At 69.7% G+C, this 23,208-nt stretch carries 23 protein-coding genes; 13 read left to right on the forward strand and 10 right to left on the reverse strand.

The window, feature by feature from the left end:
* Positions 1–136 precede the first annotated feature (136 nt).
* Positions 137–1,453, forward strand: a complete 1,317-nt coding sequence (secY, locus tag ACFFRH_RS06470; protein ID WP_344745837.1) for a preprotein translocase subunit SecY — start codon at positions 137–139, stop codon at positions 1,451–1,453.
* On the opposite strand, the gene ACFFRH_RS06475 is transcribed toward secY, so the two are convergent.
* The 3 genes from ACFFRH_RS06475 to ACFFRH_RS06485 all read right to left on the reverse strand — a co-directional run bounded on the left by ACFFRH_RS06475 (position 1,428) and on the right by ACFFRH_RS06485 (position 4,066).
* Positions 1,428–2,093 carry a response regulator gene (locus ACFFRH_RS06475; protein WP_344745838.1) on the reverse strand — a complete coding sequence of 222 codons (666 nt, stop codon included), beginning with the start codon at positions 2,091–2,093 and terminating at the stop codon, positions 1,428–1,430. The genes secY and ACFFRH_RS06475 overlap by 26 nt on opposite strands.
* Positions 2,094–2,172: 79 nt before the next feature.
* Complete coding sequence (locus ACFFRH_RS06480; protein ID WP_344745839.1) at positions 2,173–3,315, reverse strand: sensor histidine kinase; 1,143 nt, start codon at positions 3,313–3,315, stop codon at positions 2,173–2,175.
* A gap of 145 nt (positions 3,316–3,460) precedes the next feature.
* A complete protein-coding gene (locus ACFFRH_RS06485; RefSeq protein WP_344745840.1) occupies positions 3,461–4,066 on the reverse strand; it encodes a TetR/AcrR family transcriptional regulator in 606 nt (201 codons plus the stop codon).
* Between the two features lie 59 nt (positions 4,067–4,125).
* Here ACFFRH_RS06485 and ACFFRH_RS06490 point away from each other — a divergent pair, with 59 nt between their 5' ends.
* Positions 4,126–4,542 carry a VOC family protein gene (locus ACFFRH_RS06490; RefSeq protein ID WP_344745841.1) on the forward strand — a complete coding sequence of 139 codons (417 nt, stop codon included), beginning with the start codon at positions 4,126–4,128 and terminating at the stop codon, positions 4,540–4,542.
* 22 nt (positions 4,543–4,564) lie between these two features.
* Here the strand turns inward: ACFFRH_RS06490 and ACFFRH_RS06495 are convergent, their stop codons facing one another.
* The 3 genes from ACFFRH_RS06495 to ACFFRH_RS06505 all read right to left on the reverse strand — a co-directional run bounded on the left by ACFFRH_RS06495 (position 4,565) and on the right by ACFFRH_RS06505 (position 8,045).
* Positions 4,565–5,704, reverse strand: coding sequence for an acyltransferase family protein (locus tag ACFFRH_RS06495; protein ID WP_344745842.1), 1,140 nt, complete (start codon positions 5,702–5,704; stop codon positions 4,565–4,567).
* A 134-nt stretch (positions 5,705–5,838) separates the two neighbouring features.
* Positions 5,839–6,879, reverse strand: coding sequence for a cupin domain-containing protein (locus ACFFRH_RS06500; protein ID WP_344745843.1), 1,041 nt, complete (start codon positions 6,877–6,879; stop codon positions 5,839–5,841).
* Positions 6,880–7,055: 176 nt separating this feature from the next.
* A complete protein-coding gene (locus ACFFRH_RS06505) occupies positions 7,056–8,045 on the reverse strand; it encodes a helix-turn-helix transcriptional regulator (RefSeq protein WP_344745844.1) in 990 nt (329 codons plus the stop codon).
* Between the two features lie 61 nt (positions 8,046–8,106).
* Between ACFFRH_RS06505 and ACFFRH_RS06510 the strand changes: the two genes are divergently transcribed.
* A complete protein-coding gene (locus ACFFRH_RS06510) occupies positions 8,107–9,324 on the forward strand; it encodes an epoxide hydrolase family protein (RefSeq protein WP_344745845.1) in 1,218 nt (405 codons plus the stop codon).
* Positions 9,325–9,408: 84 nt separating this feature from the next.
* Here the strand turns inward: ACFFRH_RS06510 and ACFFRH_RS06515 are convergent, their stop codons facing one another.
* Complete coding sequence (locus tag ACFFRH_RS06515) at positions 9,409–9,999, reverse strand: YdeI/OmpD-associated family protein (RefSeq protein ID WP_344745846.1); 591 nt, start codon at positions 9,997–9,999, stop codon at positions 9,409–9,411.
* A gap of 400 nt (positions 10,000–10,399) precedes the next feature.
* Here ACFFRH_RS06515 and ACFFRH_RS06520 point away from each other — a divergent pair, with 400 nt between their 5' ends.
* Complete coding sequence (locus tag ACFFRH_RS06520; protein ID WP_344745847.1) at positions 10,400–10,933, forward strand: pyridoxamine 5'-phosphate oxidase family protein; 534 nt, start codon at positions 10,400–10,402, stop codon at positions 10,931–10,933.
* 160 nt (positions 10,934–11,093) lie between these two features.
* Positions 11,094–12,311 (forward strand): MFS transporter, encoded by a 1,218-nt coding sequence (locus ACFFRH_RS06525; protein WP_386154960.1) that lies wholly within the window; start codon positions 11,094–11,096, stop codon positions 12,309–12,311.
* A 150-nt stretch (positions 12,312–12,461) separates the two neighbouring features.
* Here ACFFRH_RS06525 and ACFFRH_RS06530 read toward each other — a convergent pair whose 3' ends face one another.
* Together ACFFRH_RS06530 and ACFFRH_RS06535 are read right to left on the reverse strand one after the other, a co-directional pair.
* Positions 12,462–13,520: an IS630 family transposase gene (locus tag ACFFRH_RS06530; protein WP_344745908.1), complete on the reverse strand. Its 1,059-nt coding sequence runs from the start codon at positions 13,518–13,520 to the stop codon at positions 12,462–12,464.
* Between the two features lie 163 nt (positions 13,521–13,683).
* Entirely contained in the window at positions 13,684–14,580 is an 897-nt protein-coding gene (locus tag ACFFRH_RS06535; RefSeq protein ID WP_344745849.1) for a TIGR01777 family oxidoreductase, read from the reverse strand.
* Positions 14,581–14,913: 333 nt separating this feature from the next.
* On the opposite strand from ACFFRH_RS06535, the gene ACFFRH_RS06540 reads away from it, so the two are divergent.
* The 3 genes from ACFFRH_RS06540 to ACFFRH_RS06550 all read left to right on the forward strand — a co-directional run bounded on the left by ACFFRH_RS06540 (position 14,914) and on the right by ACFFRH_RS06550 (position 17,036).
* Positions 14,914–15,471: a CGNR zinc finger domain-containing protein gene (locus ACFFRH_RS06540; protein ID WP_344745850.1), complete on the forward strand. Its 558-nt coding sequence runs from the start codon at positions 14,914–14,916 to the stop codon at positions 15,469–15,471.
* A 64-nt stretch (positions 15,472–15,535) separates the two neighbouring features.
* Positions 15,536–16,132 (forward strand): YdeI/OmpD-associated family protein, encoded by a 597-nt coding sequence (locus ACFFRH_RS06545; RefSeq protein ID WP_344745851.1) that lies wholly within the window; start codon positions 15,536–15,538, stop codon positions 16,130–16,132.
* Between the two features lie 418 nt (positions 16,133–16,550).
* A complete protein-coding gene (locus ACFFRH_RS06550; RefSeq protein WP_344745852.1) occupies positions 16,551–17,036 on the forward strand; it encodes a DnaJ family domain-containing protein in 486 nt (161 codons plus the stop codon).
* 44 nt (positions 17,037–17,080) lie between these two features.
* On the opposite strand, the gene ACFFRH_RS06555 is transcribed toward ACFFRH_RS06550, so the two are convergent.
* Positions 17,081–18,541: an amidohydrolase family protein gene (locus ACFFRH_RS06555; protein ID WP_344745853.1), complete on the reverse strand. Its 1,461-nt coding sequence runs from the start codon at positions 18,539–18,541 to the stop codon at positions 17,081–17,083.
* A 206-nt stretch (positions 18,542–18,747) separates the two neighbouring features.
* Here ACFFRH_RS06555 and ACFFRH_RS06560 point away from each other — a divergent pair, with 206 nt between their 5' ends.
* From ACFFRH_RS06560 to ACFFRH_RS06580, 5 genes are read left to right on the forward strand one after another with little or no spacing between them, the layout of a single operon-like run.
* Positions 18,748–19,932: a CaiB/BaiF CoA transferase family protein gene (locus tag ACFFRH_RS06560; protein ID WP_344745854.1), complete on the forward strand. Its 1,185-nt coding sequence runs from the start codon at positions 18,748–18,750 to the stop codon at positions 19,930–19,932.
* Positions 19,933–19,964: 32 nt separating this feature from the next.
* Positions 19,965–20,870, forward strand: a complete 906-nt coding sequence (locus tag ACFFRH_RS06565) for a citryl-CoA lyase (protein WP_344745855.1) — start codon at positions 19,965–19,967, stop codon at positions 20,868–20,870.
* A gap of 29 nt (positions 20,871–20,899) precedes the next feature.
* Positions 20,900–21,763, forward strand: coding sequence for a DODA-type extradiol aromatic ring-opening family dioxygenase (locus ACFFRH_RS06570; protein WP_344745856.1), 864 nt, complete (start codon positions 20,900–20,902; stop codon positions 21,761–21,763).
* A complete protein-coding gene (locus ACFFRH_RS06575; RefSeq protein ID WP_344745857.1) occupies positions 21,760–22,122 on the forward strand; it encodes a hypothetical protein in 363 nt (120 codons plus the stop codon). Before ACFFRH_RS06570 ends, ACFFRH_RS06575 begins: the two co-directional genes overlap by 4 nt.
* 4 nt (positions 22,123–22,126) lie before the next feature.
* On the forward strand, positions 22,127–23,080 hold the full coding sequence (locus tag ACFFRH_RS06580; RefSeq protein WP_344745858.1) for a quinone oxidoreductase family protein: 954 nt from the start codon (positions 22,127–22,129) through the stop codon (positions 23,078–23,080).
* The last annotated feature ends 128 nt before the right edge of the window (positions 23,081–23,208 follow it).

The following is a 23,208-nucleotide window of genomic DNA, read 5'->3' on the forward strand; positions in this document are numbered from 1 at the left end:
CCGAAGACTTCTGAGAGTTCCGAGAGCTCTGAGAGTTTCGCGCGGAGCCGGGCTCTCGGGAAGTACGCGGATTCGCGTACGACGAAGCCTCGGATGAGCGGATGTCGCCTCACGCCCGCGCGCCCAGACTCTGCGCATGCCCACCATGCTCATCCGTGTCCTCCGCGTGCCCGACCTCCGCGGGAAACTGCTCTTCACGCTGGCGATGATCACGCTGTTCAGGTTCGGGCAGATACTGCCCGCGCCCGGCGTGAACGTGGTCGCGGTGCGCGAGTGCCTGAACGGGGGAACCCGCGGCGGGCTCGTCGACATGTTGCAGCTGTTCAGCGGCGGGGCGATGCTGAAACTCTCGGTGTTCGCCCTCGGGATCATGCCGTACATCACCGCCGGGATCGTGGTCCAGCTGCTCACCGTGATGATCCCGCGCCTGGAGGCGCTCAGGAAGGAGGGACGGCAGGGGCAGGCGAAGATCACTCAGTACACGAGATACCTGACGGTGGCGCTGGCCGTCCTCAACGCCACCACCGTCGTGGCGATGGCCCGCGCGGGCCGGATCTTCCCCAACTGCGACCGGCAGGTGCTGTACGACCAGAGCCTCATGACGATCGCGGTGGTCGTGGTCACCCTGGTGGCCGGGACGTGCGTGGTCATGTGGCTGGGCGAGCTGATCACCGACCGGGGGATCGGGAACGGCATGTCCATTCTGATCTTCACCCAGGTGATCGCCGTGTTCCCCTCCTACATGTCGAACATCTTCCGGCTCAGCCCGCTCGCCCTGGCGACGATGCTGGTCTCGGGCGTCTTCCTGGTCGCGGCGGTGGTGTTCATCGAACAGGCGCAGCGACGGATCCCGGTGCAGTACGCCAAGCGGATGGTCGGGCGCAGGATGTACGGCGGAACCTCGACCTACCTCCCCCTCAAGGTCAACCAGGCCGGGATCGTCCCCGTCATCTTCACCTCGTCCCTGCTCTTCCTCCCGCAGCTGGCGATGCAGCTGACGGGCGGCACCGGACCGGTGTCCGCGTGGATCGCGCGCTATCTCGTCTCGGGCGACCATCCGGTCTACATCACGGCGTACCTCCTGCTGATCGTGGCCTTCACCTACTTCTACGTGTCGATCACCTTCAATCCGGAGGAGGTGGCCGACAACATGCGGCGGTTCAACGGGTTCGTCCCCGGCATCCGGCCGGGACGGCCCACCGCGGAGTATCTGCGGTACGTGCTCTCGCGGCTGACGGCCCCGGGAGCGGCCTACCTCGCCACCCTGTCGCTGATCCCGATCATCGCGTTCATGCTGCTGCGCGACCCGGCGACCCAGCAGAACTTCCCGTTCGGCGGGACGAGCGTCCTCATCATGGTCGGGGTGGGGCTGGACACGGTGAAACAGATCGAGGCGCAACTGGACCAGCGTGACTACGGGGGCTTCCTCAGGGGATCGTCACCCCGGACCTGAGCGCGAAGACGACCAGCTGTGCCCGGTCGCGGGCGTGCAGTTTCACCATGGCGCGGCTGACGTGGGTGCGGACCGTGTCGGGGCTGATGACCAGCTCCGCGGCGATCTCGTCGTTCGACCGGCCGGTGGCCACCCAGGCGACCATCTCCCGCTCCCTGGGGGTGAGGGTGTCGAGGCCCTCCACCGGGGTGACGTCGTGGCGGCCGAACAGCCCGATCACCTTCCTGGTGACGGACGGGGAGAGCAGGGCCTCACCCGAGGCGACGACCCTGATCGCGCGGGTGAGCTCCTCGGGGGCGCTGTCCTTGAGGACGAACCCGCTCGCCCCGGCCTGGAGGGCCGCGAAGACGTACCGGTCGACCTCGAAGGTGGTGACGACGACCACCCGGGTGGCACGAAGCGCGGGATCGGCGGCGATGGCCCGCAGCGTGTCGATGCCGTCCATGCCGGGCATGCGGATGTCGAGCAGCAGGACGTCGGGAAGGGTCTCGCGCAGCAGCCTCAGCGCCGCGGCGCCGTCGGCGGCCTCCCCGGCGAACTCCAGGTCGGGCTCGCGGTCGATGAGCGCCCGGAGCCCCATGCGTACGACGGCCTGGTCATCGGCGAGCGCCACCCGGATCGGACCCACCGGAGACGTCACGCGGCCTCCAGGGTGAAACGGGCCACGACCGGAGACGCCCCGCGACCCTCCCGGGAGGAACGGGCCACGACCGGAGACATCACACGTTCTCCCGGGGGAAGCGGGCCACGACGCGGAACCCGCCGCCCTCGCGGGGGCCCGCGTCGAAGGTGCCCCCCGCCTCCGTGACCCGTACCCGCATCCCGGCCAGCCCGCGGCCCTCGGCGGCCGTTCCCGAAGGACCGCTCCCCCTGTCGGCGACCTCCAGGACGAACGCGTGCGGGTCGCCGGTGACGCGGACCAGTGCCCTGGTCGGACCGGCGTGGCGCAGGACGTTGGTCAGCGACTCGCGCACGACGCGGTAGACCACGCCTTCGAGGCGCGCGGGGACATCCGGCGCGGCCGGCTCGACGTCGACGGGCACCCCCGCCGCGCGCACTCCGTCGATCAGCCGGGGCAGGTCGTGGTCGGCGGAGGTCCCCGGACCGGCGGAGGTCCCCGGACCGGCGGAGGTCCCCGGACCGGAGAGGGGATCGGTGCCGGAGAGAGCTTCCGGATCGACGAAAGCCTGCGGACCGGCGGAGGTTCCGGGGTGGATGAGGTCGAGCGCGGAGCGGAGCTGGTCGAGTGCCCGCACGCTGGTCGAGCGGATCGCCTCCAGTGACTCGCGGACCTGGTCGGGCCGCTCGTCGAACACGAGCAGGGCGATCCCGGACTGCATGGCGATGGTCGCGAGGCCGTGCCCCGCGACGTCGTGCACCTCCCCCGCGATGCGCGCCCGTTCCAGAGCGATCAGCTCCCGTGCCGTCTCACTCGACCCGTCCGGCCCGCCAGACTTATCCGACTTATCCGGCTTGCCCGGCTTCACGAGCAGCGCCGGACGGGCCGGCGCCGCGTTCAGGCTCCAGCTCGCCGGGACGTCCGTACCGGAGACTCCGCCGTTCGAAAGCTCCACGCCGAGGGTCTGTGCCGTGGGGACAGGGGAGACGGAGGGAGGACCGGTGCCCGGGGACGGGGATTCGGCCCTGGCGCCCGCGTGCCCGTCCTGGGGCTGGGTGGTCGCGCTGCGTGCGTGGACGAGACCGCTGGACGGCCACGGGATGGCGAGCCAGCCCACCCACGCCAGCATGAGGATGACCGGCAGGTCACGCAGGCGGCCCAGGTGTCCCAGGCGGGAAAGCGCCATCGCGGCCGCCGCGATGGAGTCGCGCGGACGGCCGCCCGGATGCCTGGACTCGGTCACCGTCCTCCATCAGAACAGACTCGTGTGAACCGATCCTAGCCAGTGCGTGGCGGTCCCGTCCGGGCCGGGAAACCTCGGAGGCCCCGAAAGGCCCGGAAACCCCGAACGCGAGGAACGTCCCGAACCCAGAGAACGCCCCGGTCGCCTACCGGGGCTCGCGCAGGGATTCCAGGATGCGCGACAGCGCCTCGGTGACGGCGGGAAGGTCGTCGGGGTCCGTGGAGCGGGCCAGCCACAGGGCCGCCTCGTTCATCGCGCCGGACAGGAGGTGGGCGAGCGGCTCCACGGGCCGGCGCGCGATGATCCCCGCCTCGATCAGCGTGACGAGCGCCTCGGTGAGGTGCCGCGCCGAGGAGGCCTCGTCCATGGCCCGCCACTCGTTCCAGCCGAGCACGGCGGGGCCGTCGACGAGCATGATCCGCTGCACGTCGGGGTCGCGGCTCACCGCGAGGAAGGCCCGGCATCCCGCGACCAGTTGCTCCCACGGGTCGTCGTGCGCGTCCGCCGCCGCCGCGACCCGCTCGCCGACCTCCTGCTGCACCTGCTCGACGACCACATGGAAGAGGGCGGCCTTGCTCTCGAAGTGGTGGTAGAGCGCGCCCTTCGTGACGGCCGCCGCCCCGACGATCTGCGCCAGGCTCACCGCGGCGTACCCGTGCCGCGCGAACAGCGCCCTGGCCTCGGTCACCAGCGCCCGCCTGGTCTCCAGCCGTTGCCGTGCCCGGTCCACCACGACCTCCCTTGTTGGCATACCGATGGTATGTTAGCTTCACATACCGACGGTATGTGAATTGGCCGAAGGGAGAGGGCATGACCCTCACGAGCTTCTACCCGGTCGTCTGCACCGATCGGATCGCCGAGTCCCACGACTTCTACCGGCGGTTCTTCGGCTTCGAGACGACGTTCGAGGCGGACTGGTACGTGAGCCTGCGACGTCCGGAACCGCCGCACTACGAGCTCGCGCTCGTCGACCGCGACCATCCGACGGTGCCGGAGAAACACCGCTCGGCGGTTCGGGGGCTGATCCTCAACTTCGAGGTGGCCGACGTCGACGCCGAGCACGACAGGCTCGTACGGGAGGCGGGGCTCCCGGTGGAGCTGACGCTGCGCACCGAGGAGTTCGGGCAGCGGCACTTCATCGTGGCCGCGCCCGACGGCGTGCTCATCGACGTGATCACCCCGACCGAGCCGTCCGCCGTCTACGCCGAGCGGTACGCCGCCCCCTGACCCGGACGGCGGAGCGAGAGTCCTAGGATCCGCCCGGCGCGGACTCCCGGGCCGAGGACCTGGCCAGCCGCCTGCCGAGACGTTGAGCGGGGGCCTCGAGCAGGCGGTGGGTCAGGTAGCAGAGCGGGATCAGGGCGAGGAAGAACAGCGGGAGGTTCGGGCTGATCCGCAGCAGGAGCGGGTGCAGCAGATAGAGGGAGAAGCTGATCACCCCGAGGTGGGCGAGCCACCGGGGGAACGACCGGCGCCGCAGCGCGAACCCGGCCGCGAAGAAACCCGCGGCCAGCAGGAGCGCCGGCGCCCAGCCGGGATCGTCCTTGGCGAGGACCCCGCAGGCCAGGACCGTCAGCACGGAGGCGACGGCGGTACGCCACCGGATGGTCCCCTGCTCGGCGCGGTACACGGCCGTACCGGCGAACATCATGGCCAGGATGATCAGGCCCTGCCACGCGCCGATCCGGCTGCCCAGGATCACCAGCGCCAGCCCGAGGAGGGCGCCCGCCACCGCGGCGGCCGTACGCGCCCCGCCCCCCGCCCGCGCCGACACCACGACGACCGCGACCACCGCGACCCCGAGAAGCGCCGCGACCAGGTCGGCGCGGCCACCGATGACCGGCCCCGGCAGCAGGAGGCCCAGGAGTACGGCCGACAGCGCCAGGACGATCGCGGTCGTGGCCGACCGGTGCGCCCGCCCCGTGGCGAACAGCCCGACCGCCAGCAGGTAGAACGCCATCTCGTACGAGAGCGTCCACATCACGTCGATGACGGCGGGCACGCCGAGCAGCTCCTGCAGCATCGTCACGTTCCCGAGGACGACCAGCGGCAGGGGCCGCACGCTCAGGCCCGGGTGGAGGGCGAACGCCCCGGCGTACGCGAGAAGAAGCGCCAGGCCGAGCGCGGCGAGCAGCAGGGGAAGGAGGCGGAAGGCGCGGCCGATCCAGAAGGCCCGCAGGTCACCGCGCCGCTCCAGGGAGGCGGGGATGATGTAGCCGCTGACCAGGAAGAACACGAAGACGCCCCAGGTGCCGACGTCGATCCTGCCGTCCACCTCGGCCCAGAGGTCCGGGATGAAGGTCCAGCCGGAGTGGTGCAGCGCGACGGCGAGCGCGGCGGGTCCGCGCAGGGCGTCCAACCAGGCCAGCCGCGAGGGGATCGGGGCCATTCGCCCGACTTTAGGCGATGGTCATCTTTTTCCGGACATCACCCGCCCTGCGATGTCACCGGAACCGAGGACCGACCCGTCACCGGAACCGCGACATCCCCGGAACCGAGGAAAGGCCCCGCCGGGCGACGTCCTCAGCGGACCGGGTCGGAGGGATTGGCCCGGGCGACGAAGAGCGGGTCGACCGGCGTGAAGGGGAACCGGGGGAGGTCACGCTCGGACATGCCGAAACTCGCGGCGAGAACCTCGCGGGAGAACGCCGACGCGCTGGCCCGGTAGCCGATGTCGGCGGGCATGGGCTGGTCGAAGAAGATGAGGAAGTGGATGTCGTCCTCGCCGATGACCTCGATGTGGTGCGGGAAGGCGCGTGGCACGAAGTAGACGTCACCGGGGCTGAGCAGATACTCGTCGAGGGTGCCGTCGGGGTCCAGCACCCGCATGCGGGCGTGCCCCTTCTCGACGTACCCCATCTCGCCGGTGACGGGGTGCCAGTGCGGTTCGCGCATCCCGCTCTCCTTGATGCGCAGGGAGTACATGGAGATGTCCTCCAGGGCGGCCCAGTACTGCTTGCGGGCGAGGCGGGCGTTCCCGTAGGCGTAGGACAGCGGCGGGTGCTGGCCCTCGACGTCGAACAGGTGGGCGTTGGGCAGCCCGGCCGTGGACGGAATGTCGGGGGCTCCGGTGCGGCGGACGATCTGCTGGGCCGGAGACCGTTCGAAGGCGGCGAACGCCGAGGCGGGCAGGTCGTAGGTGTTCCCGAGCACCGCGTCGGTCATGGCGCCGAAACTGTCGCGCAGCGAGAAGTGCCGAGGGCGTTCGTCGCGCAGCGCGAGAACGAACTCGGCGCGGTCCTCACCGATGTTCTCGAGGTGGTAAACCGCGCCCGACTCGACGTGGTACATCTGCCCCGCGGCGATGACGAACGAGGAGAAGGCGTCGGCGTTCCCGAGGATCGACACCAGGACCGTGCCGGAGAGGCAGTAGCCGATCTGGTTGGCGTTGACGTTCCACTGCGGCTCGCGGATCGCGCCGGGTTCGAGGGCCACGTGCTTGATCGAGAGCCCGCTGAGAATGGGCAGGGCGGTGGCGTCGACCAGGGTGACCGACCCGAGCTCGCTCTCGAACGCGGGTGTCGCGTTCGCCAGGGAGGTGACGTGGGGTGAGGTGCCGGCCATGATGTCCCCTTCGTTGTTCCTCGTTGCTCTTCGTTGTCGCGACCCGCGCGATCGCGGTCGAAGAAGGCACGCCGTCTTCACAGCCCGGACCCGCCGGTGGTGTACGCCTGTTTCTGCAGGTTAAGCATCAGGTGCCCACTGTGTCGGGTCCTGTCGCGGCGTGTCGCAGACATCACTCACACATCTGGGAGTCGCTTGATCTCCCCCGGAACCGCCGGAACCCCCCGCCTGTAGCGGTCGGCCAGCACGCGGATCTCCGCGACGAGTTCGGGCGGCTCGGTGACCTGGAAGTCGGCATCGAGCATGCCGAGGTACGCGGCCAGCATCCGCGGCGTGTCCGAGCCGACCTCGGCCACGCAGGTGTCGTCGTCCAGAGGTTCCACCGGAACGCCGGGCGGCAGCCGGTCGCGCACGTGCTCGGCCGGTGCGCGCACCGTCACCCGCGCCCGGCACTGCCAGGGCGCGGTGGCCAGGCCGGTGGCGACGTGGCCGACGAGGTCGCCGCCGGGATCCTCGCGCGGGGTGAACCGCGGGCCGTTCGGTGTCCGCAACCGCATCCGGTCCGCCCGGAACGTACGCCAGTCGGACCTCGCGACGTCCCACCCGACCAGGTACCAGCGGCCTCGGCTGTGCACGAGCCGGTGCGGCTCGACCTCGCGGCGGCCGGCCGACCCGTCGTGGCCGGTGTAGTCGAACCGGAGCCGCTCGTGGTCGCGGGAGGCCGCCGCGATCGCGGTGAGCGTGGCGGCGTCCACGCTGGGACCGGCGTGCGGGAGCGGGACGAGGTACGCGCGCAGGCCGTTGACACGGCGGCGAAGCCGCGACGGCAGCACCTGTTCGAGCTTGGTCAGGGCACGCAGCGCCGCCTCCTCGATACCGGTGACCGCGCCCTGTGTGGCGCCCACCCGCAGCCCGACGGCGACGGCGACCGCCTCTTCGTCGTCGAGCAGCAGCGGCGGCAACGTCGCACCGGCCCCGAGCCGGTAACCGCCGGTGACGCCCCTGATCCCGTGCACCGGATAGCCGAGGTCGCGCAGGCGTTCCACGTCGTTGCGCACGGTGCGTGTGGTGACGCCGAGGCGCTCGGCCAGTTCCGGCCCGGTCCAGTCGCGCGGCGCCTGCAACAGGGAGAGCAGCCGCAGTAGTCGTTGTGCCGTGTCGAGCATGTTCCAAGTCTGCCCGGATACAGGAACGGAGCTTTCCTGTATCGCTCCTACGTTTCTCGCCATGGACAACAACACCGGCATCCGCCCGTTCCGCGTCGACATCTCCCAGGCCGAGCTGGACGACCTGCGCGATCGCCTCACCCTCGCCCGCTGGCCCCGGCAGATCCCCGGAACCGGCTGGGAGCGCGGCGTCCCCGTCGGCTACCTCAAGGAGTTGGCCGACCACTGGGCGAACGACTTCGACTGGCGCGCGCAGGAGAAGACGCTGAACGAGCACCCGCAGTTCGTGACGACGATCGACGGCCAGGACATCCACTTCCTGCATGTCCGCTCGCCCGAGCCGGACGCGCTGCCGCTGATCCTGTGCCACGGCTGGCCGGGCTCGTTCGTGGACTTCCTGGACGTGATCGGGCCGTTGACCGATCCCCGCGCGCACGGCGGTGACCCGGCGGACGCCTTCCACGTCGTGATCCCGTCGCTGCCCGGCTTCGGGTTCTCCAACCCGGTGCGGGAACCGGGCTGGGGCGACCTGTTCCGGGTGGCCGCCGCGTTCGGGGAACTGATGAGCCGGCTCGGCTACCAGCGGTTCGTCGCGCAGGGCGGGGACATCGGCGGCGGCGTGACCATGCTGCTGCCCATGGCCGCGCCCGGCCGGGTGGTCGCCACCCACCTCAACGGTCCGTCGCCGTACCCGTTCGGCCCGCCCATCGAGCTGGACGGCCTGTCCGACGCGGACCGGGCGCGCGCCGAGCGATTCAACGCCGCCCGCCAGGACGGCCTCGGCTACCTGCACCTGCAGTCCACCCGGCCGCAGACCCTCGCCTACTCGCTGACCGACTCGCCGATCGGGCAGCTGGCGTGGATCGCGGAGAAGTTCAAGGAGTGGACCGATCCGGCCGCCGAACTGCCCGAGCACGCGGTGGACCGCGACCGGCTGCTCACCAACGTGAGCCTGTACTGGTTCACCGGCTCCGGCGCGTCCTCGGCCGGCATCGTCTACGAAGGTATGCGCGCCTACCGCGAGATCGCCGCCCAGCAGTCCGGCGACGACCAGGCCGGGTGGGCTTCCGGCGACGATCAAGCCGGGTGGCCGTCCCCGCCGGCGCCGCCGCAGGGGATCGCGGTGTTCGCGGCGGACATGACGATCCGCGCGCTCGCCGACCCGGCCGACACCGTCGAGCACTGGTCGGAGTTCGGCCGAGGTGGCCACTTCCCGGCGATGGAGGCACCCGACCTGCTCGTCGGCGACCTGCGTGAGTTCTTCCGCGTCGCACGGTGATCCCGGCGGGGAGCCCACCGTTCGGCGGGACGATGTGCCACTCGGGGAAGGTCCGCTCAAGCGCGGCACACCGGCGTTCCGGCGTCAGGGCTTTCTCCGGGGGCCGTGGGGTGGTTCTCCGGCCTCCAGGCGTTCGACGTAGACGGCGATTCTGCGTGCTCGTGTTTCGGGCTTCTTCGCCTTCTGAATGGTGAGCAGGATCTGGTAGCCGCTGCTCTTGCTGAGGGCGGCGAAGGCGGCCGCCGCGGCCGGGGAGGCGTCGAGCGCCGCCCGCAGGTCAGGGGGGACCTCCGCGGTGCTCGGCGGGGCGTAGGCCGCGTCCCAGCGGCCGTCGGCCTTGGCCAGCTCGATCTGTTCGAGCCCGGCCGGCCGCATCCGGCCGGTGGCGATGAGCTTCTCGACCTTGGTGCAATTGATCTTCGACCAGGAGCTGCGGGCCCTGCGCGGCGAGAAGCGCTGGGCCCACCAGCCCTCCGGCGCGTTTCCCGAGAAGGCCTTGCCGTCGATCCAGCCGTAGCACAGGGCGACGTCCAGGGCCTGGGACCTGGTGACCGAGGGCACCTCCGTCCCCTTCTTCGGCAGGGCGACCCAGACCTCGTCGGCGGTCCGGTGGTTCGCCTCCAACCAGGTGTCGAACTCGTCGACCGAGGTGAAGTGCAGATTCTCGTCCGTCATCGAATACCTCCAGCGTGGGGACCTCGGTCCCCGGCCGTGGGGAATGTCGGGGCTGTCAAAGATGTCATGTCTCACCGGCTCTCCCCCTCGGCCAGGGTCTCAAGTTATGTCGACAACACCTTCAAGGACAACGAGCGTGCCATAAGGATTACTTATTACGCGAGGCAGGAATTTCTTATTTAAGTCGAAAACCCCTGCTCATCACGGACGGCGAATCCAAACCACCATCGGGCTTGATCGGTGCGAGAGAAAGCCCTTATTGGAACGTCGTTGTCCGCCTGTCACGGCGGTCGTAGCCTCGTGCTCGGAACATCATTTCCCGTCACCGCGGTCATGGTTACGCGAGGTCGAGATCGAGATCACCCCTGTCCGCCCCCCGTACGGCAGAAAGGAAGAAACGATGTCCACCACCTATCCCGAGGCCGAACTGGAAGTGCGTTACAGCGAACCGGGAGTGGAGCCCACCTCGTGGCGGGAGACCCTGGACCTGCTGGAGACGGCCGAGCTGTTCTGGCTGACCACCGTCCGCGCCGACGGCCGCCCCCACGTGACGCCGGTGGTCGCGGTGTGGCACGACGACGCCGTGTACTTCACCACCGCCTCGATCGAGCAGAAGATGCGCAACCTGGAGCACAGCGGAAAGGTCGCGGTGACGACGGGGAACAACCTCTGGACCAAGGGGCTCGACGTCGTCGTCGAGGGCGTGGCCACCGAGGTCACCGCTCCCGAGGCCCTGCCGGGGATCGTCGAGGCGTTCGACGCGAAGTACGGCGCCCACAACAGCTGGAGCCTGGAGCTCGTCGACGACGTCGCCCAGGTCGCGGGCCATCCCGCGGTCGTGTTCCGCATCGAGCCCGTCAAGGTGTTCGCGTTCGGGAAGGAGCCGCCCGCGCAGACCCGCTACCGGTTCACCGGGACCTCGGCCTCGTCCTAGTGACCCGTCTCTGAATGTTGGCGGGATTATTTTGGGACAGGTGCTGCTCCCGATCGGAGGGACCCGGGCAACGTTGTATGCAGGGCCACTCGCTCCGGGATCTGACGGTGAGGTCTCAAACCCGCCAGCCCATGGCCGTAATTGCTGCTGGACTGGGCGCGTGTCCTCTACCTCTACCGCCGCCTCTGCCGTGCCGACACGATCACCGCTGATCGGTTGGCTGGCTGTTATTTCAGTGATGTTGGGGATCTTCTCGATCGTTACCGCCGAGATCTTGCCGATCGGCTTGCTGACGTCCATCGGGTCCAGTTTCGACATCTCCAACGGTGCAGCGGGCCTGATGATGACGATTCCCGGCATTCTGGCCGCGATCGCCGCCCCGACGGTCACCGTCGTGACCGGGCGATTCGACCGGCGTTTGATGCTATGCGCCTTGATGCTCCTTTTGGCCATCGCGAACTTCCTCGCGGCTGCCGCACCGGCCTACTGGGTCATGGTGATTTCCCGAGTTCTGGTCGGGCTGGTCATCGGTGGTTTCTGGTCGATCGGCGCCGGTCTTGCCGTACGGCTGGTGCGAACGGAGCGGGTCGGTACGGCGACTGCGGTGATCTTCTCCGCCGTCCCGCTGGGATCCGTACTCGGCGTACCCGCGGGTACCCTCATTGGGCACCTCGCGGGCTGGCGGATGGCCTTCGTCGTCATGGGGGTGATGACGGTGGGGGTGTTTCTCGCGCTGATCGTGCTGGTGCCACCGCTGCCCGCCGTCCAGGTGACGCGGTTAACGGTCCTGGGCGACCTGTTCCGCAGTGCCGGTGCCCGTGTCGGGCTTGTTCTGACGTTTCTCATAGTGATGGCCCATTTCGGGACCTACACCTATGTGACTCCTTTCCTGCAGCAGGTCACCCAGGTAAGCCCTGGTCTGATCACCACGTTCCTGCTCGCGTACGGCATCGCCGGCATCATCGGCAATTTCATCGCGGGCGTGACGGTGACACATGGCCTGCGGGCCACGTTCGTCGTCAGCGGCTGCATGCTCGCCGGCGCAACCCTGCTGCTTCCGGTCCTTGGCAGGGGATATATCGGCGCGATCGTGCTGCTCATTGTGTGGGGGTTGGCCTACGGCGCCATCCCGGTCTGCTCGCAGACCTGGTTCTCCACCTCGGCCCCCCACGCGCCGGAGGCGGCCTCCATTCTCTTCACCTCATCCTTCCAGGCCACCATCGCCATCGGCGCTCTGCTCGGAGGTGTCGTGGTGGACGCGGCTTCCCCATCGACCGTCATGGTGCTCGGTGGAGCGATCGCGATCCTCATGGTGCTGACGGTTACTGTCGGCCGAGCCGTACCCGAAGCGGCATCACCACGTTCAGGCGTGAAGTGATCGAGGGTGTCAACGACGTCCGAATCCTCCCCCAATCGGCATAATTACGCACGCACGCAGACAGCAGCAGCATGACCGACGGGTCAACGCCTCACCGACGGTGTAGTGCATCGCGATCTGGGAAACGATCACTCTCGATCTGGTGGCCCGTCACGCAGCTTTGGCCAGATAACTGGTCCAGCTTCGGATGGGTGAACTGGCAGCGAAGTTCGTCTTGGGCTGGGCTCGGGCGTTGCGCCAGCGCACGTAGGCACCGATCGCCGCGTTCTGCTCGGCATGGCTGCGGTGATCGGTGCCGTTGAGGGCGTAGTACCGCAGGGCGGCGAACTCGGGCTCGATCCAGTTCAGCCACGAGCCATAGGTCGGCAAGAACACCAGCTCGACGTCATTGTCGGCCGCCCAGGCGCGGACCTCGCGATGCTTGCGCGGCGCGTAGTTATCGACGATCACATACAACCTCTCGCCGGGCCAGCACGCCCGGAGCCTCTTGAGAAAGGACAAGAACTCCCGCCACCGTTTGCGCGTGCGGATGCGGTAAAACAGCTTGCCACTGACCAGATCCAGGGCGGCGATCAATTGCATCACCCCGTCATAGCGGTGGTAGGTGGCCCGTAACCGGGCCGGCGAGCCCACCGGCCGCCACCGCTTGCCCTTACGCGGCATCAGATTCAACGGCCCGAACTCATCGACGCAGACCACCCGCCCGTCGACGGGCCGCTGGTCATACAGCTCCAGCACACGGTGCATCTTGGCGATGAAGTCCAGGTCGGTGGAGGCCTTCCACGTCGTGGTGCTCTGCCAACTCACCCCGCCCTTGCGCAAGATCCGTCGCAGATGCTCGCGGCTGATCGCCGCCACCACCCCTTGGGTGATGAGGTGCTCGGCCAGCGTGCGCAGGCTCCAGGTCGACATGCCAGTGATGCCCCACTCGGCGGGGACCGTCTTGGCGATCAGGCAGATACGCTCCCGCGCCCGCACACTGATCGCCGAAGGACGGCCCCCGCTCCATTTTGGGTTCAGCGCGTCAAACCCCCGCTCGTTGAAGGCGTGGATGACCTCACGCACGTAATCGTCACCGACCTGCATCAACGAGGTGATGTCCGGCACCGACCGGCCCTGACCGGACATCATCACCACGATCGCCCGCCGCAGCTTGATCGGATCCTTGGCGGTCCGGCTGATCCGCTGCAGTTTGCGGCCTTCTTCCATCGACAACGGCCGGACGAAAACCTCCGGTCGACGCGCCACACCCACCTCCAGCAAAAGCGTTGGAGACAGCCTGATGGACCTCACCCGCCGACGCCAATCACCCGACTAACGTTGGGTGACGGGCCACTAGCCTGGTCGCCACACGTTCCGCGACGGCGTCCCGTCACCGGCCTGACATCGAGGGGCGCAGGACGTCGGCGAGCGCGGTGCCGAAGTCGGCGTGCCGGAACGTGAACCCCGCGTCGCGCAGCACCCGCGGGACCACGCGCAGGCTGATGAGTGCCAGCTCGTCGGCCGCCTCGCCGAGCACGGCCCGGACCACCGCCTTCGGCACGGGCAGGAGCACGGGCCGGCGGAGCGCCCGGCCGAGCGCCTTGGTGAACTCGTCGTTGGTCACGGGTTCCGGCGCGCACAGGTTGACCGGCCCCGAGACGTCCGGGTTGTCCAGGAGGAAACGGATGGCGGCGATCTCGTCCGGCAGGCTGATCCACGCCACGTACTGCCTGCCGTCGCCGAGCCGCCCGCCCAGCCCGAACTGGATCGGCGGCCTGAGCAGGCCACCGTCGGGCGACAGGACGAGACCGGTGCGCAGCAGCACGACCCGGCTGCCCGCGTCGCGCGCCACGGTGGTCGCGGCCTCCCAGTCGACGACCATCTCGGCGAGGAAGCCGGGGCCCTCGCCCGCCGTCTCGTCGGTGACGACGTCGCCGGTGTCGCCGTAGAAGCTCAGGCTGGACGCGTTGAGCAGGGTGGGGACGCCGTGCTTGGCGACGGCTTCGGCCAGCGTCCTGGCCGGCTCGATGCGGCTGGCGCGGATGTAGCGCTTACGCGCCGCGTTCCACCGGCCCTGGAACGACGCGCCACACAGGTTGATCACGGCGTCGACGCCGTCGTCGAACGCTTCTCGCGCGATCGTGCCGGACGACGGGTCCCACTCGTGCTCGTCCTCCGCCGCGGGTCCGCGCCGGACGAGCCTGCGCACCTCGTGACCCGCCTCGCGGAGCTCGGAGACCACTGTTCTGCCGATGAGGCCGGTCGATCCCGCGACGACGATCAGCATATGATCCACAGTACTTCGCCCGCATTGTTCCACGTCAAGGTGACGGTGCGTTTCCAGCCGGGGAAAACAGGAAGGGGAGGTCGGAAATCGCCGAGTCGGCCCGGCCGAAAAATGAACCTCCCTCCCCGGCTCGGTTCACCGCGACGTTCTCGTACGGTTCCCGTTTCCCGCCGAAGTGAAAGCGGGAGCGAAAACGGGTCCATTTCCGCACGGGGCCGTTCTTGCGCGTGGAGCCGTTCCTGTGCGGGAGGTCGATCCCGTGCGGGGCCGTGCCCGCCGGCAAAGTGAGAGCGGGGCTGCCGACGAAAATTCGTTGCCGTTAAAGTGGGCGAGGTGAAAGGACAACCCGGGAACAAGGCCGCCGCCCCGGGCCGGCTCTCGCTGGTGCAGGACTTCGTCAACAGCGTCAACGTGGAGTTCGGGCCGGACGAGTTCGCCACGGCCGACGGATTCGTCGGCTGGCTGACCCGCCACGGATTCGAGGATCTGAGGCCCGACGACCTCGACCGGCGCGACGCCGTCACCCTGCGGGAGGCGTTGCGCGCCCTCCTGCGCGAGAACAACGGCGGTGACCCCACCCCTGGCGCCCGCGCCACCGTCGAGCACATCGCCCGCGACTGCCCGCTCGTCCTGGGATTCGACGAGACCGGCGCGATCGGCCTGCGCCCGGAGAAGACCGACGTGCGTGGCGCGCTCGCGACCGTCCTCGCCGCCGTCTCCGATTCCGTCGTCGACGGTTCCTGGTCCAGGCTCAAGGCCTGCCACGAGCACCGCTGCGAATGGGTCTTCTACGACCGCTCCCGCAACCGGGCGAGCCGGTGGTGCTCGATGGAGATCTGCGGTACGCGCTCCAAGATGCGCGCCTACCGCCGGTCCAAGAAGAACGCCTGAGCCCGGGGGTCCGGCCGCCGATCTCGCGGGGCACCGGGACGCCCGCGGAGATAGCCTGATCCACATGGATGAGCGCGACGGAGTGGAGATCATCGCCTTCGTGGACGCCGAGGCGTTCGAGAGCTGGCTCGCCGAGCACCACACGCGCCAGGAGGGTCTGTGGATCAAGCTGGCCAAGAAGAAGTCCGGCATTCCGACGGTCACCTCCGACGAGCTGGTCGACGTCGGGCTGTGCTACGGCTGGATCTCCGGGCAGCGGCTCCCTCTCGACGAGCAGTACTACCTGCAGAAGTACGTGCCGCGCCGGCCCAGGAGCCTGTGGTCGCAGGTGAACGTCGACAAGGTCGCGATGCTGACGGCCGCCGGGCGGATGCGCGAACCAGGGCTGGCCGAGGTGCGCAAGGCGCAGGAGGACGGGCGCTGGGCGGTGGCCTACGAGTCGCAGAAGACGGCGACGGTGCCTCCCGACCTCACGGCGGCGCTCGACACGAACCCGGAGGCGAGGAAGGCGTTCGAGGCGCTCGACAAGACTGGACGTTACCTGGTGATCCTGCCGCTGCTCCAGGCGCTCACACCGGAGAACAGGAAGGCCCGGCTCGACAAGGTCCTGGAAACGCTGGCCAAGAGCGAAACCCAGGGAGACCAGGGAAGCCGGGGATAGGTCAGCCCGCGCGCTCCTGGTCGTCGGCCGGCCCCCTCCGTTCACCGCGAGCATCCTCATGATCGGAAAGCCGGAATCACCCCGGCTGGAAAATCGTCACCTCCGTTCGGGCGATTCCGCGCCCCGGCCCGTCCTCGCCCATCCAGCCCCTGGCCCTCGGGCGAGCCGTGTCCGTGAAGGTGTCCATCCGGCTCACAGCCAGAACCACCGGATCTCCGACGCGCGCCACCGCTCGTCCAGCCACGGTGCGAGATCCTCATCGTGGTGAAACGGACCGCGCTCTGCGGCCTGCCCCAACGATGGGGACCGCCGGTGGTAACCGACCTGGAGATCACTTGTGGTCGGTGCCCGGAAGAGCCCGTGGCCCCTCCGGTTATTCTCGAAGGCGGTGCTGGTCACGGCATGAAGGGTGAGATCCATGACGGAACGCAAGCCACCGGGGGTCGGCTTCGAGACCTGGATCGACCGGCAGATTCGTGAGGCCACCGAACGCGGGGAGTTCGACGACCTGCCGGGTGCCGGCAAGCCCCTCCCCGGCGAGGGGAAGCCGCACGACGAGATGTGGTGGATCAAGCAGAAGATGCTTGAGGAGAATCTGGCCTTCCCGCTGCCGGGCACGCTCGCGCTGCGTAAGGAGGTCGAGGAGTCCGTGGCGGAGGCGATGGACGCGCGGACGGAGGCCGAGGCTCGGGCGATCGTCGAAGACGTGAACGACAGGATCCGCGAGAGCCACGGAAGACCCCTGTCCGGCCCGCCGCTTTTCCAGCCCCTCGTCGACGTGGAGAAGGCCCTCGCCGACTGGCGAACCCGTCATCCGGCCCAGGAGAAACCCGCTCCCGTTCCCGAACCGCCGCGTGGCAGGCGTTCGTTCCTTCCGTTCATCCAACGGAAGAAGCGCGGCTGATCGATACCGGCGAGGTCGCCATCGATCTTCCGGACGCCCGGGCCCTACTCGGAGTCCCGGCGGGTGTGGGTCGAGTCGCTGTGGTAGTCGGTGTAGGTGTACGGGTTGTCGAGGAGGGTGGTCTGGGGGATGTCGGGGTTCATTCCCTTGCGCCACTCCTCCTCTCCCATCGTGGTCCGCAGGTGGTCGACGGTCCGCTCGACCTTCTCGCGGGCGGCGGCCAGGTCGACACCGAGCAGGCGGTGCTCGTGCTTGACGACGCGGCCGTTGACCAGGACGGTGTGCACGTCGCCGCGCTGCGCCTGGAACGCGACGTGGCCGTAGGGGTTGAGCAGCGGGAACGAGACCGGTGAGTGCTCGTTCTTGATCAGGACGATGTCGGCCTTGCGGCCCACCTCCAGGGCGCCGAGCTCGCCGTCACGGCCGAGGGCGCGGGCGCCTCCACGGGTGGCCCAGTCGACGACCTGGTCGGCGCGCAGGCCGCTGTGCGTGACGGTGTCGCCCTTGGCGTGGGCCTCCAGGTGCTCGCGGGAACGGTCGGCGCCGAGCGTCGTACGCATGGCGGAGAAGAGGTCGCCGCTCCACCAGACGCTGGTGTCCATCGAGAGCGACACCGGGATGCCGTGGGCCCGGATGGCCCAGGTGGGCGGGTAACCCTGGCCCGCGCTCTGCTCGCTCTCCGTGGAGATCGAGATGGAGCCGCCGGTGGCCGCGATGCGGTGGTAGGAGTCCGCGGACAGCGAGGCGGCGTGGACGTACACCGTCCCGGCGTTCATGAAGCCGTGGTCGTACATGAGCCGGATGCCGTCGTCGCCGGTGGCGCCCCACACGCCCGCGTGGGTGGTGACCGCGACGCCGAGGTCTCGGGCGACCTCGAAGGCGGGCCTCTCGGGGAAGGACGGGTCTCCGGTGACGTCGAAGGCGAGCTGGAAGCCGAGCATGTCGTCCCCGGTGATCCGCCGCCGGACGAAGTCGCGGAACTCCGGCGCGGCGGTCCAGTCGGCGGGCGCCCGCTGGAGGTTGCCGTAGGCCAGCACGAACCGGCCGGGCACCGACCGCAGCGCGTCCACGGCGGCGTCGGCGTGGTCGACCGTCTGGAGACCGTGTGACCAGTCGACGACGGTCGTGACACCGGCGTCGAGGGCCTCGATCGCGGCCAGCACGTTTCCGGCGTGGACGTCCTCGGGCCGGAAGAGCTTGCCGTGCTCCAGGTAGTACCAGATGAAATACTGCGTGAGGGTCCAGTCGGCGCCGTAGCCGCGCATCGCGGTCTGCCACATGTGCCGGTGGGTGTCGATCATGCCGGGCATCACGATGCCGTCGGTCGCGTCGATCTCGGCGGTGCCGTCCGGCACGGGCAGCTCCGGTCCGACGTCCGCGATCCGGTCGCCGATGACCAGGACGTCGGTGCCGGTGAGGATCCGGCGCCCGTCGTCCATCGGCAGCACCGTGCCTCCGCGCAGCACCACCGGCCGGTCGGCCTCGAACCGAATCCGTTCGCTCATGACCAGAACTCCTCACCGCGCATACCAGAGCGCGTGACCGGACGTATGTCCGCTTTACGGTCAATACGTTTCTCCGTACTGTCACGTCTCACACTCCGGCTGTCAACAGATCTTTTTTACCTGGGTCTGGCTTGACGGATGACGCATGTTTGCCAGAATCTCCTTAGCGGACATATGTCCACTGAGCGGACCACAAAGGGAGTTGGATGTCAGTGAGCGTTGCGTCGCCGGACGAGGCCACCGGGGGGCCGCTGTCGGGGGTGCTGGTCGCGGACTTCTCCCGGGTGCTGGCCGGACCGTACGCCACCATGCTGCTGGCCGACCTGGGCGCCCAGGTGGTGAAGGTCGAGAGCCCGGGGGGCGACGAGACCCGCTCGTGGACGCCGCCGGTTCGCGGGGACGTGTCCACCTACTATCTGGGCGTCAACCGCGGCAAGCGCTCGATCGCGCTGAACCTGCGCGACGAGACCGACGCCGGGCTCGCCCGCGAGCTGGCCCGCAGGGCGGACGTGGTGGTAGAGAACTTCAAGCCCGGCGGCCTGGCCAAGTACGGCCTCGACTACGACAGCGTCCGCGCGGCCAACCCCGGCGTGGTCTACGGCTCCATCAGCGGCTTCGGGTCGGGCAAGGGACGCGACGTGCCGGGGTACGACCTGATGGTGCAGGCGATCTCCGGCCTGATGAGCCTGACCGGGGATCCGGACGGGCCGCCCTACCGCGCGGGGATGTCGGCGTTCGACGTGATGGCCGGCAACCACCTCGTGATCGGCGTCCTCGCGGCGCTGCGCCATCGGGACGCGACCGGCCAGGGACAGCACGTCGAGGTGAACCTGCTGTCGTCGGCGCTGACCGGGCTGGTCAACCACAGCTCCGCCTACGTGGCCGGCGGGGTGGTGCCCTACCGGATGGGCAACGCGCACCCCAGCGTGTTCCCGTACGAGCCGCTGCCGACCGCCGACAACGACCTGATCGTCACCGCCGCCAACGACGGCCAGTTCCGCAGGTTGTGCGAGGTCCTGGGCATCCCGGAGATCGCCGACGACCCGCGGTTCGCCCGCAACGCCGACCGTACCGAGCGCCGTGACGAGCTGCGGCCGATCCTCGTCGAGCGGCTGGCCCAGCGGGGCGCGGTCGAGTGGTTCGAGCTGCTGGTGGCGGCCGGTGTGCCGAGCGGTCCGATCAACACCATCGACGGCGGGTTCGCGATGGCCGAGCGCTTCGAGCTGGACCCGATCGTGGAGGTGGGCGAGGACGACCGGGCGGTGCCGACGACACGGCATCCGATCAGGTTCTCGCGCACCCCGGCCGGTTACCGGCTGCCGCCCCCCGAACTGGACGAGCACGGCGCCGAGCTGCGCGAATGGCTCACGGAGGGGAACGACCGTGGCTGAACCGCGCGAACGGCTCACGAGGGAGGACGACCGTGGCTGAGCGGATCGACCGTCCCGGGTATCCGACCGCGCTCGGCGCGTCCAGCCTCAAGAAGATCACTCTGCTCGGCCACGACCTGGCGGCGGACGTCATGGGCGAGGTCGGGTTCGGCGAGCTGGCGTTCTGGCTCGCGACCCAGCGGCGGCCGGGACGCGGTGAGGTGCGGGTGTTCGAGGCCGTGCTGGCCGCGCTCGCCGACCACGGTTTCACCCCGACCGCGATCGTCACCCGCCTCACCTACCTGTCGGCGCCCGACTCGGTGCAGGGCGCGCTCGCGGCGGGCCTGCTGGGCGGCGGGTCGAGGTTCCTGGGCGTCACCGAGGACACCGGCCGCTTCCTGCACGACGTGCTCACCTCGGTGGACGGCGACCTGCCGGACGGCGAAGACGGCTGGGACGCCCTCGCCCTGAAGACCGTCCGGGATCGGCGCGCGGCCGGGAGGTTCGTCCCCGGGCTGGGCCACCACGTCCACAAGGAGGGCGACCCGCGCACCCCCCGGTTGATGGAGATCGCCACCGAGGAGGGGGTGTTCGGGCCGCACCTGTCGCTGTTCGCGGCGATCGGCCGGGTGCACCCGCGGGTGCTGGGCCGGACGCTGCCGCTGAACGGGGCCGGGGTGTGCGGCGCCGCGCTCGCCGACCTGGGCCTGCCGCTGGAGCTGCTGCGCGGGTTCGCCCTGCTCGCCAGGACCGCCGGGCTGATCGGGCAGCTCGCCGAGGAGATACGCAACCCGGTCGGCAACGACATCTTCCTCTCGGTGGACCTCAACAACCGGTCCGTCGAGCCCGTGCCGTACACCCCGGACACCCTCAGCACCCGGGACACTCCGGGCACCCCGCGCACCCGGGACATTCCGAGCCCCCCGAGCACCCCGGGCACCCCGGAAGACCGCCCCTAACCTCGCAGACCGTCTGACAAGGAGATCCGATGGCCGAACTGGTCGCCGTGGTCGCGTCCACGCACCACCCGTTCTACTACCGGGCGAGCACCGCGACGGGTGCGGACCGCCCGGAGTTCGCCGACGAGTGGGTACGAAAGGTCGAGGCGTTCCGCGAGACCCTGACCAGGGCCCGCCCCGACGTGCTGGTGATGGTCGGCTCGGACCACTTCCACCAGCTGTGGCTGGACAACATGCCGCAGTTCCTCATCGGCAAGGCGCCGTTCTACGACGCCAACTTCTACAACGAGGAGCGCGAGTTCGGGCTGCCGCGCATGCTGCTCAAGGGGCAGGAGGACCTCTCGGCCTACCTGCTGCGCGAGGGCATGGACGCGGGGTTCGACCTGGCGTTCTCCAACGAGCTGCGGATCGACCACTCGATCACGTGCCCGATCATCACGCTGCGCCCGCAGAACGACCTGCCGATCGTGCCGGTCTACACCAACATCTTCGCCCCGCCGCTGCCGCGGCCCAAGCGCTTCGTGCAGCTCGGGAAGACGATCCGCGAGCTGGTGGAGTCCTGGCCGCAGGACGTGCGGGTCGCCGTCATCGGCACCGGGCACCTGTCGCTGGAGCTGGGCGGGCCCCGGCAGTTCGGTCCGCACGGCCCCGACCCGGAGTTCGACCGGCGCGCCGTGGAGTGGATCTCCACCGGCGACCTCGAAGGCTGCCTGTCGGAGGTCACGCTGGACAGCCTGCACGCGCCGGGCAACGCCACCCACGGTTTCATGGACTTCATGCTGATGATGGGCGTCGCGGGCGAAGGCAGGAAGGCCGACTACGTCGACACCTACGACCTGTTCCACACCATGGAGGCCTACTTCACCTGGTACCCGAACGGAGTCGGCCAGTGAGCAAATACCTGCTGAACAAGTTCCTCTACACCGTCGACCGCGACCCCGAGCTCGTCGAGCGCTACCGCGAGGACCCCCGGGGCACCGTGGAGTGGTGGGAGAGGGAGCAGGCCAACCGCATCCTCAACTGCGCCGACGGCGAGTCGAGCACCTGGCTGCGCTTCGACGACACCGAACGCGCCGCGCTCGCCGAGCACGACTACCCCACGCTGTTCGAACTCGGGGCGCACCCGTTCCTCACCCTCACCCTCTTCATCGCGATGTTCGAACGCGACCACGACGAGCCTCTCGGTTTCCAGCTCCAGTACGCCGAACGGCTCGCGCACTTCGCGCTCCCCTATCCCGACATCGCCACCTGAGCCCATGCGCGCGATAGAGATCCAGGAACCCGGCCGTCCGCCCGTGCCGGTCGAGCGGGACGCGCCCGCGGCCGTCCCCGGCGAGACGCTGGTCACGGTCACGGCCGCCCCCATCACCCCGCTCGACCTGCTGTGCGCGAGCGGCACGTCCTATTTCGGGAGACCGCGGACCCCGTACGTGCCGGGCGTGCAGGGGGTCGGGACCGTCGAGGGCGAGCCGGTGTGGTTCGCGACCTCGGCGGGGATGGCGCCGGGAGACGGGAGCATGGCCGAGGTCGCCCGCGTGCCGGTGGGTGACGTGGTGCGGCTTCCCGCCGGGGTCGATCCGGTGGCGATCGCCGCGCTGGGGCTGTCGGCCGTCGCCGCGCACCTGGCGCTGACCTGGCGCGGCGAGCTGGTCGCCGGGGAGCAGGTTCTGGTGCTCGGCGCCGGCGGCGTGGTCGGCCAGGCGGCCGTCCGGCTCGCCCGCGTCGCCGGTGCCCGCAGGGTGATCGCGGGCGCGCGGTCCGCCGCCGCCCGGGGCCGGGCCGAGCGGGCCGGCGCCGACGCCGTCGTCGCGCTCGACACCGGGGACGTCGCCGAACTGGCGGCGCGCTTCGCCGCCGTCGCCGACGGGCCGGTCGACCTGGTGCTCGACCCGCTGTTCGGCGTACCGGCCGCGGCCGCCGCGCGCACCCTGCGCCCCGGCGGCAGGCTGGTCAACCTCGGCGGCTCGGCGGGCGAGACCTGCCCGATCGACTCGGCCACCCTGCGCGGCAGGTCACTGCGCCTGCTCGGCTACACCAACAACGAGCTGAGCCCGGAGCGCCGCGCCGCCTCGATCGCGTTCGTCGCCGAACAGGCCCTGCTCGGCACCCTGTCCGTCACCCACGAGAGCATGTCGCCGGGGGACGCCGGGGAGGCGTGGCGGCGCCAGCAGGAGGGCACCGCCACCGGCCGGATCGTCCTCACGTTCTGAACGCCCCGGCCGACCGGCCGGGACACGACCGGCCGGGTCGCGGTCGGCCGGCCGGTCGGGACGCGCGGTCAGCCGGGGCGCGACCGGTCGGTCGGGACGCGGTCGATCGGTAAGGACGCGGCCGGTCG

The sequence above is a fragment of the Streptosporangium vulgare genome, assembly GCF_042428775.1.
GTDB classification, from domain to species: domain Bacteria; phylum Actinomycetota; class Actinomycetes; order Streptosporangiales; family Streptosporangiaceae; genus Streptosporangium; species Streptosporangium vulgare.

Excerpts from the sequence above, each read along its gene's own strand:
- ACFFRH_RS06570 (WP_344745856.1), top strand. The coding sequence starts at position 20,900 with ATGGCCGAACTGGTCGCCGTGGTCGCGTCCACGCACCACCCGTTCTAC.
- ACFFRH_RS06530 (WP_344745908.1), bottom strand. The coding sequence starts at position 13,520 with ATGGAAGAAGGCCGCAAACTGCAGCGGATCAGCCGGACCGCCAAGGAT.
- ACFFRH_RS06560 (WP_344745854.1), top strand. The coding sequence starts at position 18,748 with ATGTCAGTGAGCGTTGCGTCGCCGGACGAGGCCACCGGGGGGCCGCTG.
- ACFFRH_RS06555 (WP_344745853.1), bottom strand. The coding sequence starts at position 18,541 with ATGAGCGAACGGATTCGGTTCGAGGCCGACCGGCCGGTGGTGCTGCGC.
- secY (WP_344745837.1), top strand. The coding sequence starts at position 137 with ATGCCCACCATGCTCATCCGTGTCCTCCGCGTGCCCGACCTCCGCGGG.
- ACFFRH_RS06505 (WP_344745844.1), bottom strand. The coding sequence starts at position 8,045 with ATGCTCGACACGGCACAACGACTACTGCGGCTGCTCTCCCTGTTGCAG.
- ACFFRH_RS06490 (WP_344745841.1), top strand. The coding sequence starts at position 4,126 with ATGACCCTCACGAGCTTCTACCCGGTCGTCTGCACCGATCGGATCGCC.
- ACFFRH_RS06535 (WP_344745849.1), bottom strand. The coding sequence starts at position 14,580 with ATGCTGATCGTCGTCGCGGGATCGACCGGCCTCATCGGCAGAACAGTG.
- ACFFRH_RS06510 (WP_344745845.1), top strand. The coding sequence starts at position 8,107 with ATGGACAACAACACCGGCATCCGCCCGTTCCGCGTCGACATCTCCCAG.
- ACFFRH_RS06495 (WP_344745842.1), bottom strand. The coding sequence starts at position 5,704 with ATGGCCCCGATCCCCTCGCGGCTGGCCTGGTTGGACGCCCTGCGCGGA.
- ACFFRH_RS06520 (WP_344745847.1), top strand. The coding sequence starts at position 10,400 with ATGTCCACCACCTATCCCGAGGCCGAACTGGAAGTGCGTTACAGCGAA.
- ACFFRH_RS06485 (WP_344745840.1), bottom strand. The coding sequence starts at position 4,066 with ATGCCAACAAGGGAGGTCGTGGTGGACCGGGCACGGCAACGGCTGGAG.
- ACFFRH_RS06545 (WP_344745851.1), top strand. The coding sequence starts at position 15,536 with ATGGATGAGCGCGACGGAGTGGAGATCATCGCCTTCGTGGACGCCGAG.
- ACFFRH_RS06550 (WP_344745852.1), top strand. The coding sequence starts at position 16,551 with ATGACGGAACGCAAGCCACCGGGGGTCGGCTTCGAGACCTGGATCGAC.
- ACFFRH_RS06500 (WP_344745843.1), bottom strand. The coding sequence starts at position 6,879 with ATGGCCGGCACCTCACCCCACGTCACCTCCCTGGCGAACGCGACACCC.
- ACFFRH_RS06580 (WP_344745858.1), top strand. The coding sequence starts at position 22,127 with ATGCGCGCGATAGAGATCCAGGAACCCGGCCGTCCGCCCGTGCCGGTC.
- ACFFRH_RS06515 (WP_344745846.1), bottom strand. The coding sequence starts at position 9,999 with ATGACGGACGAGAATCTGCACTTCACCTCGGTCGACGAGTTCGACACC.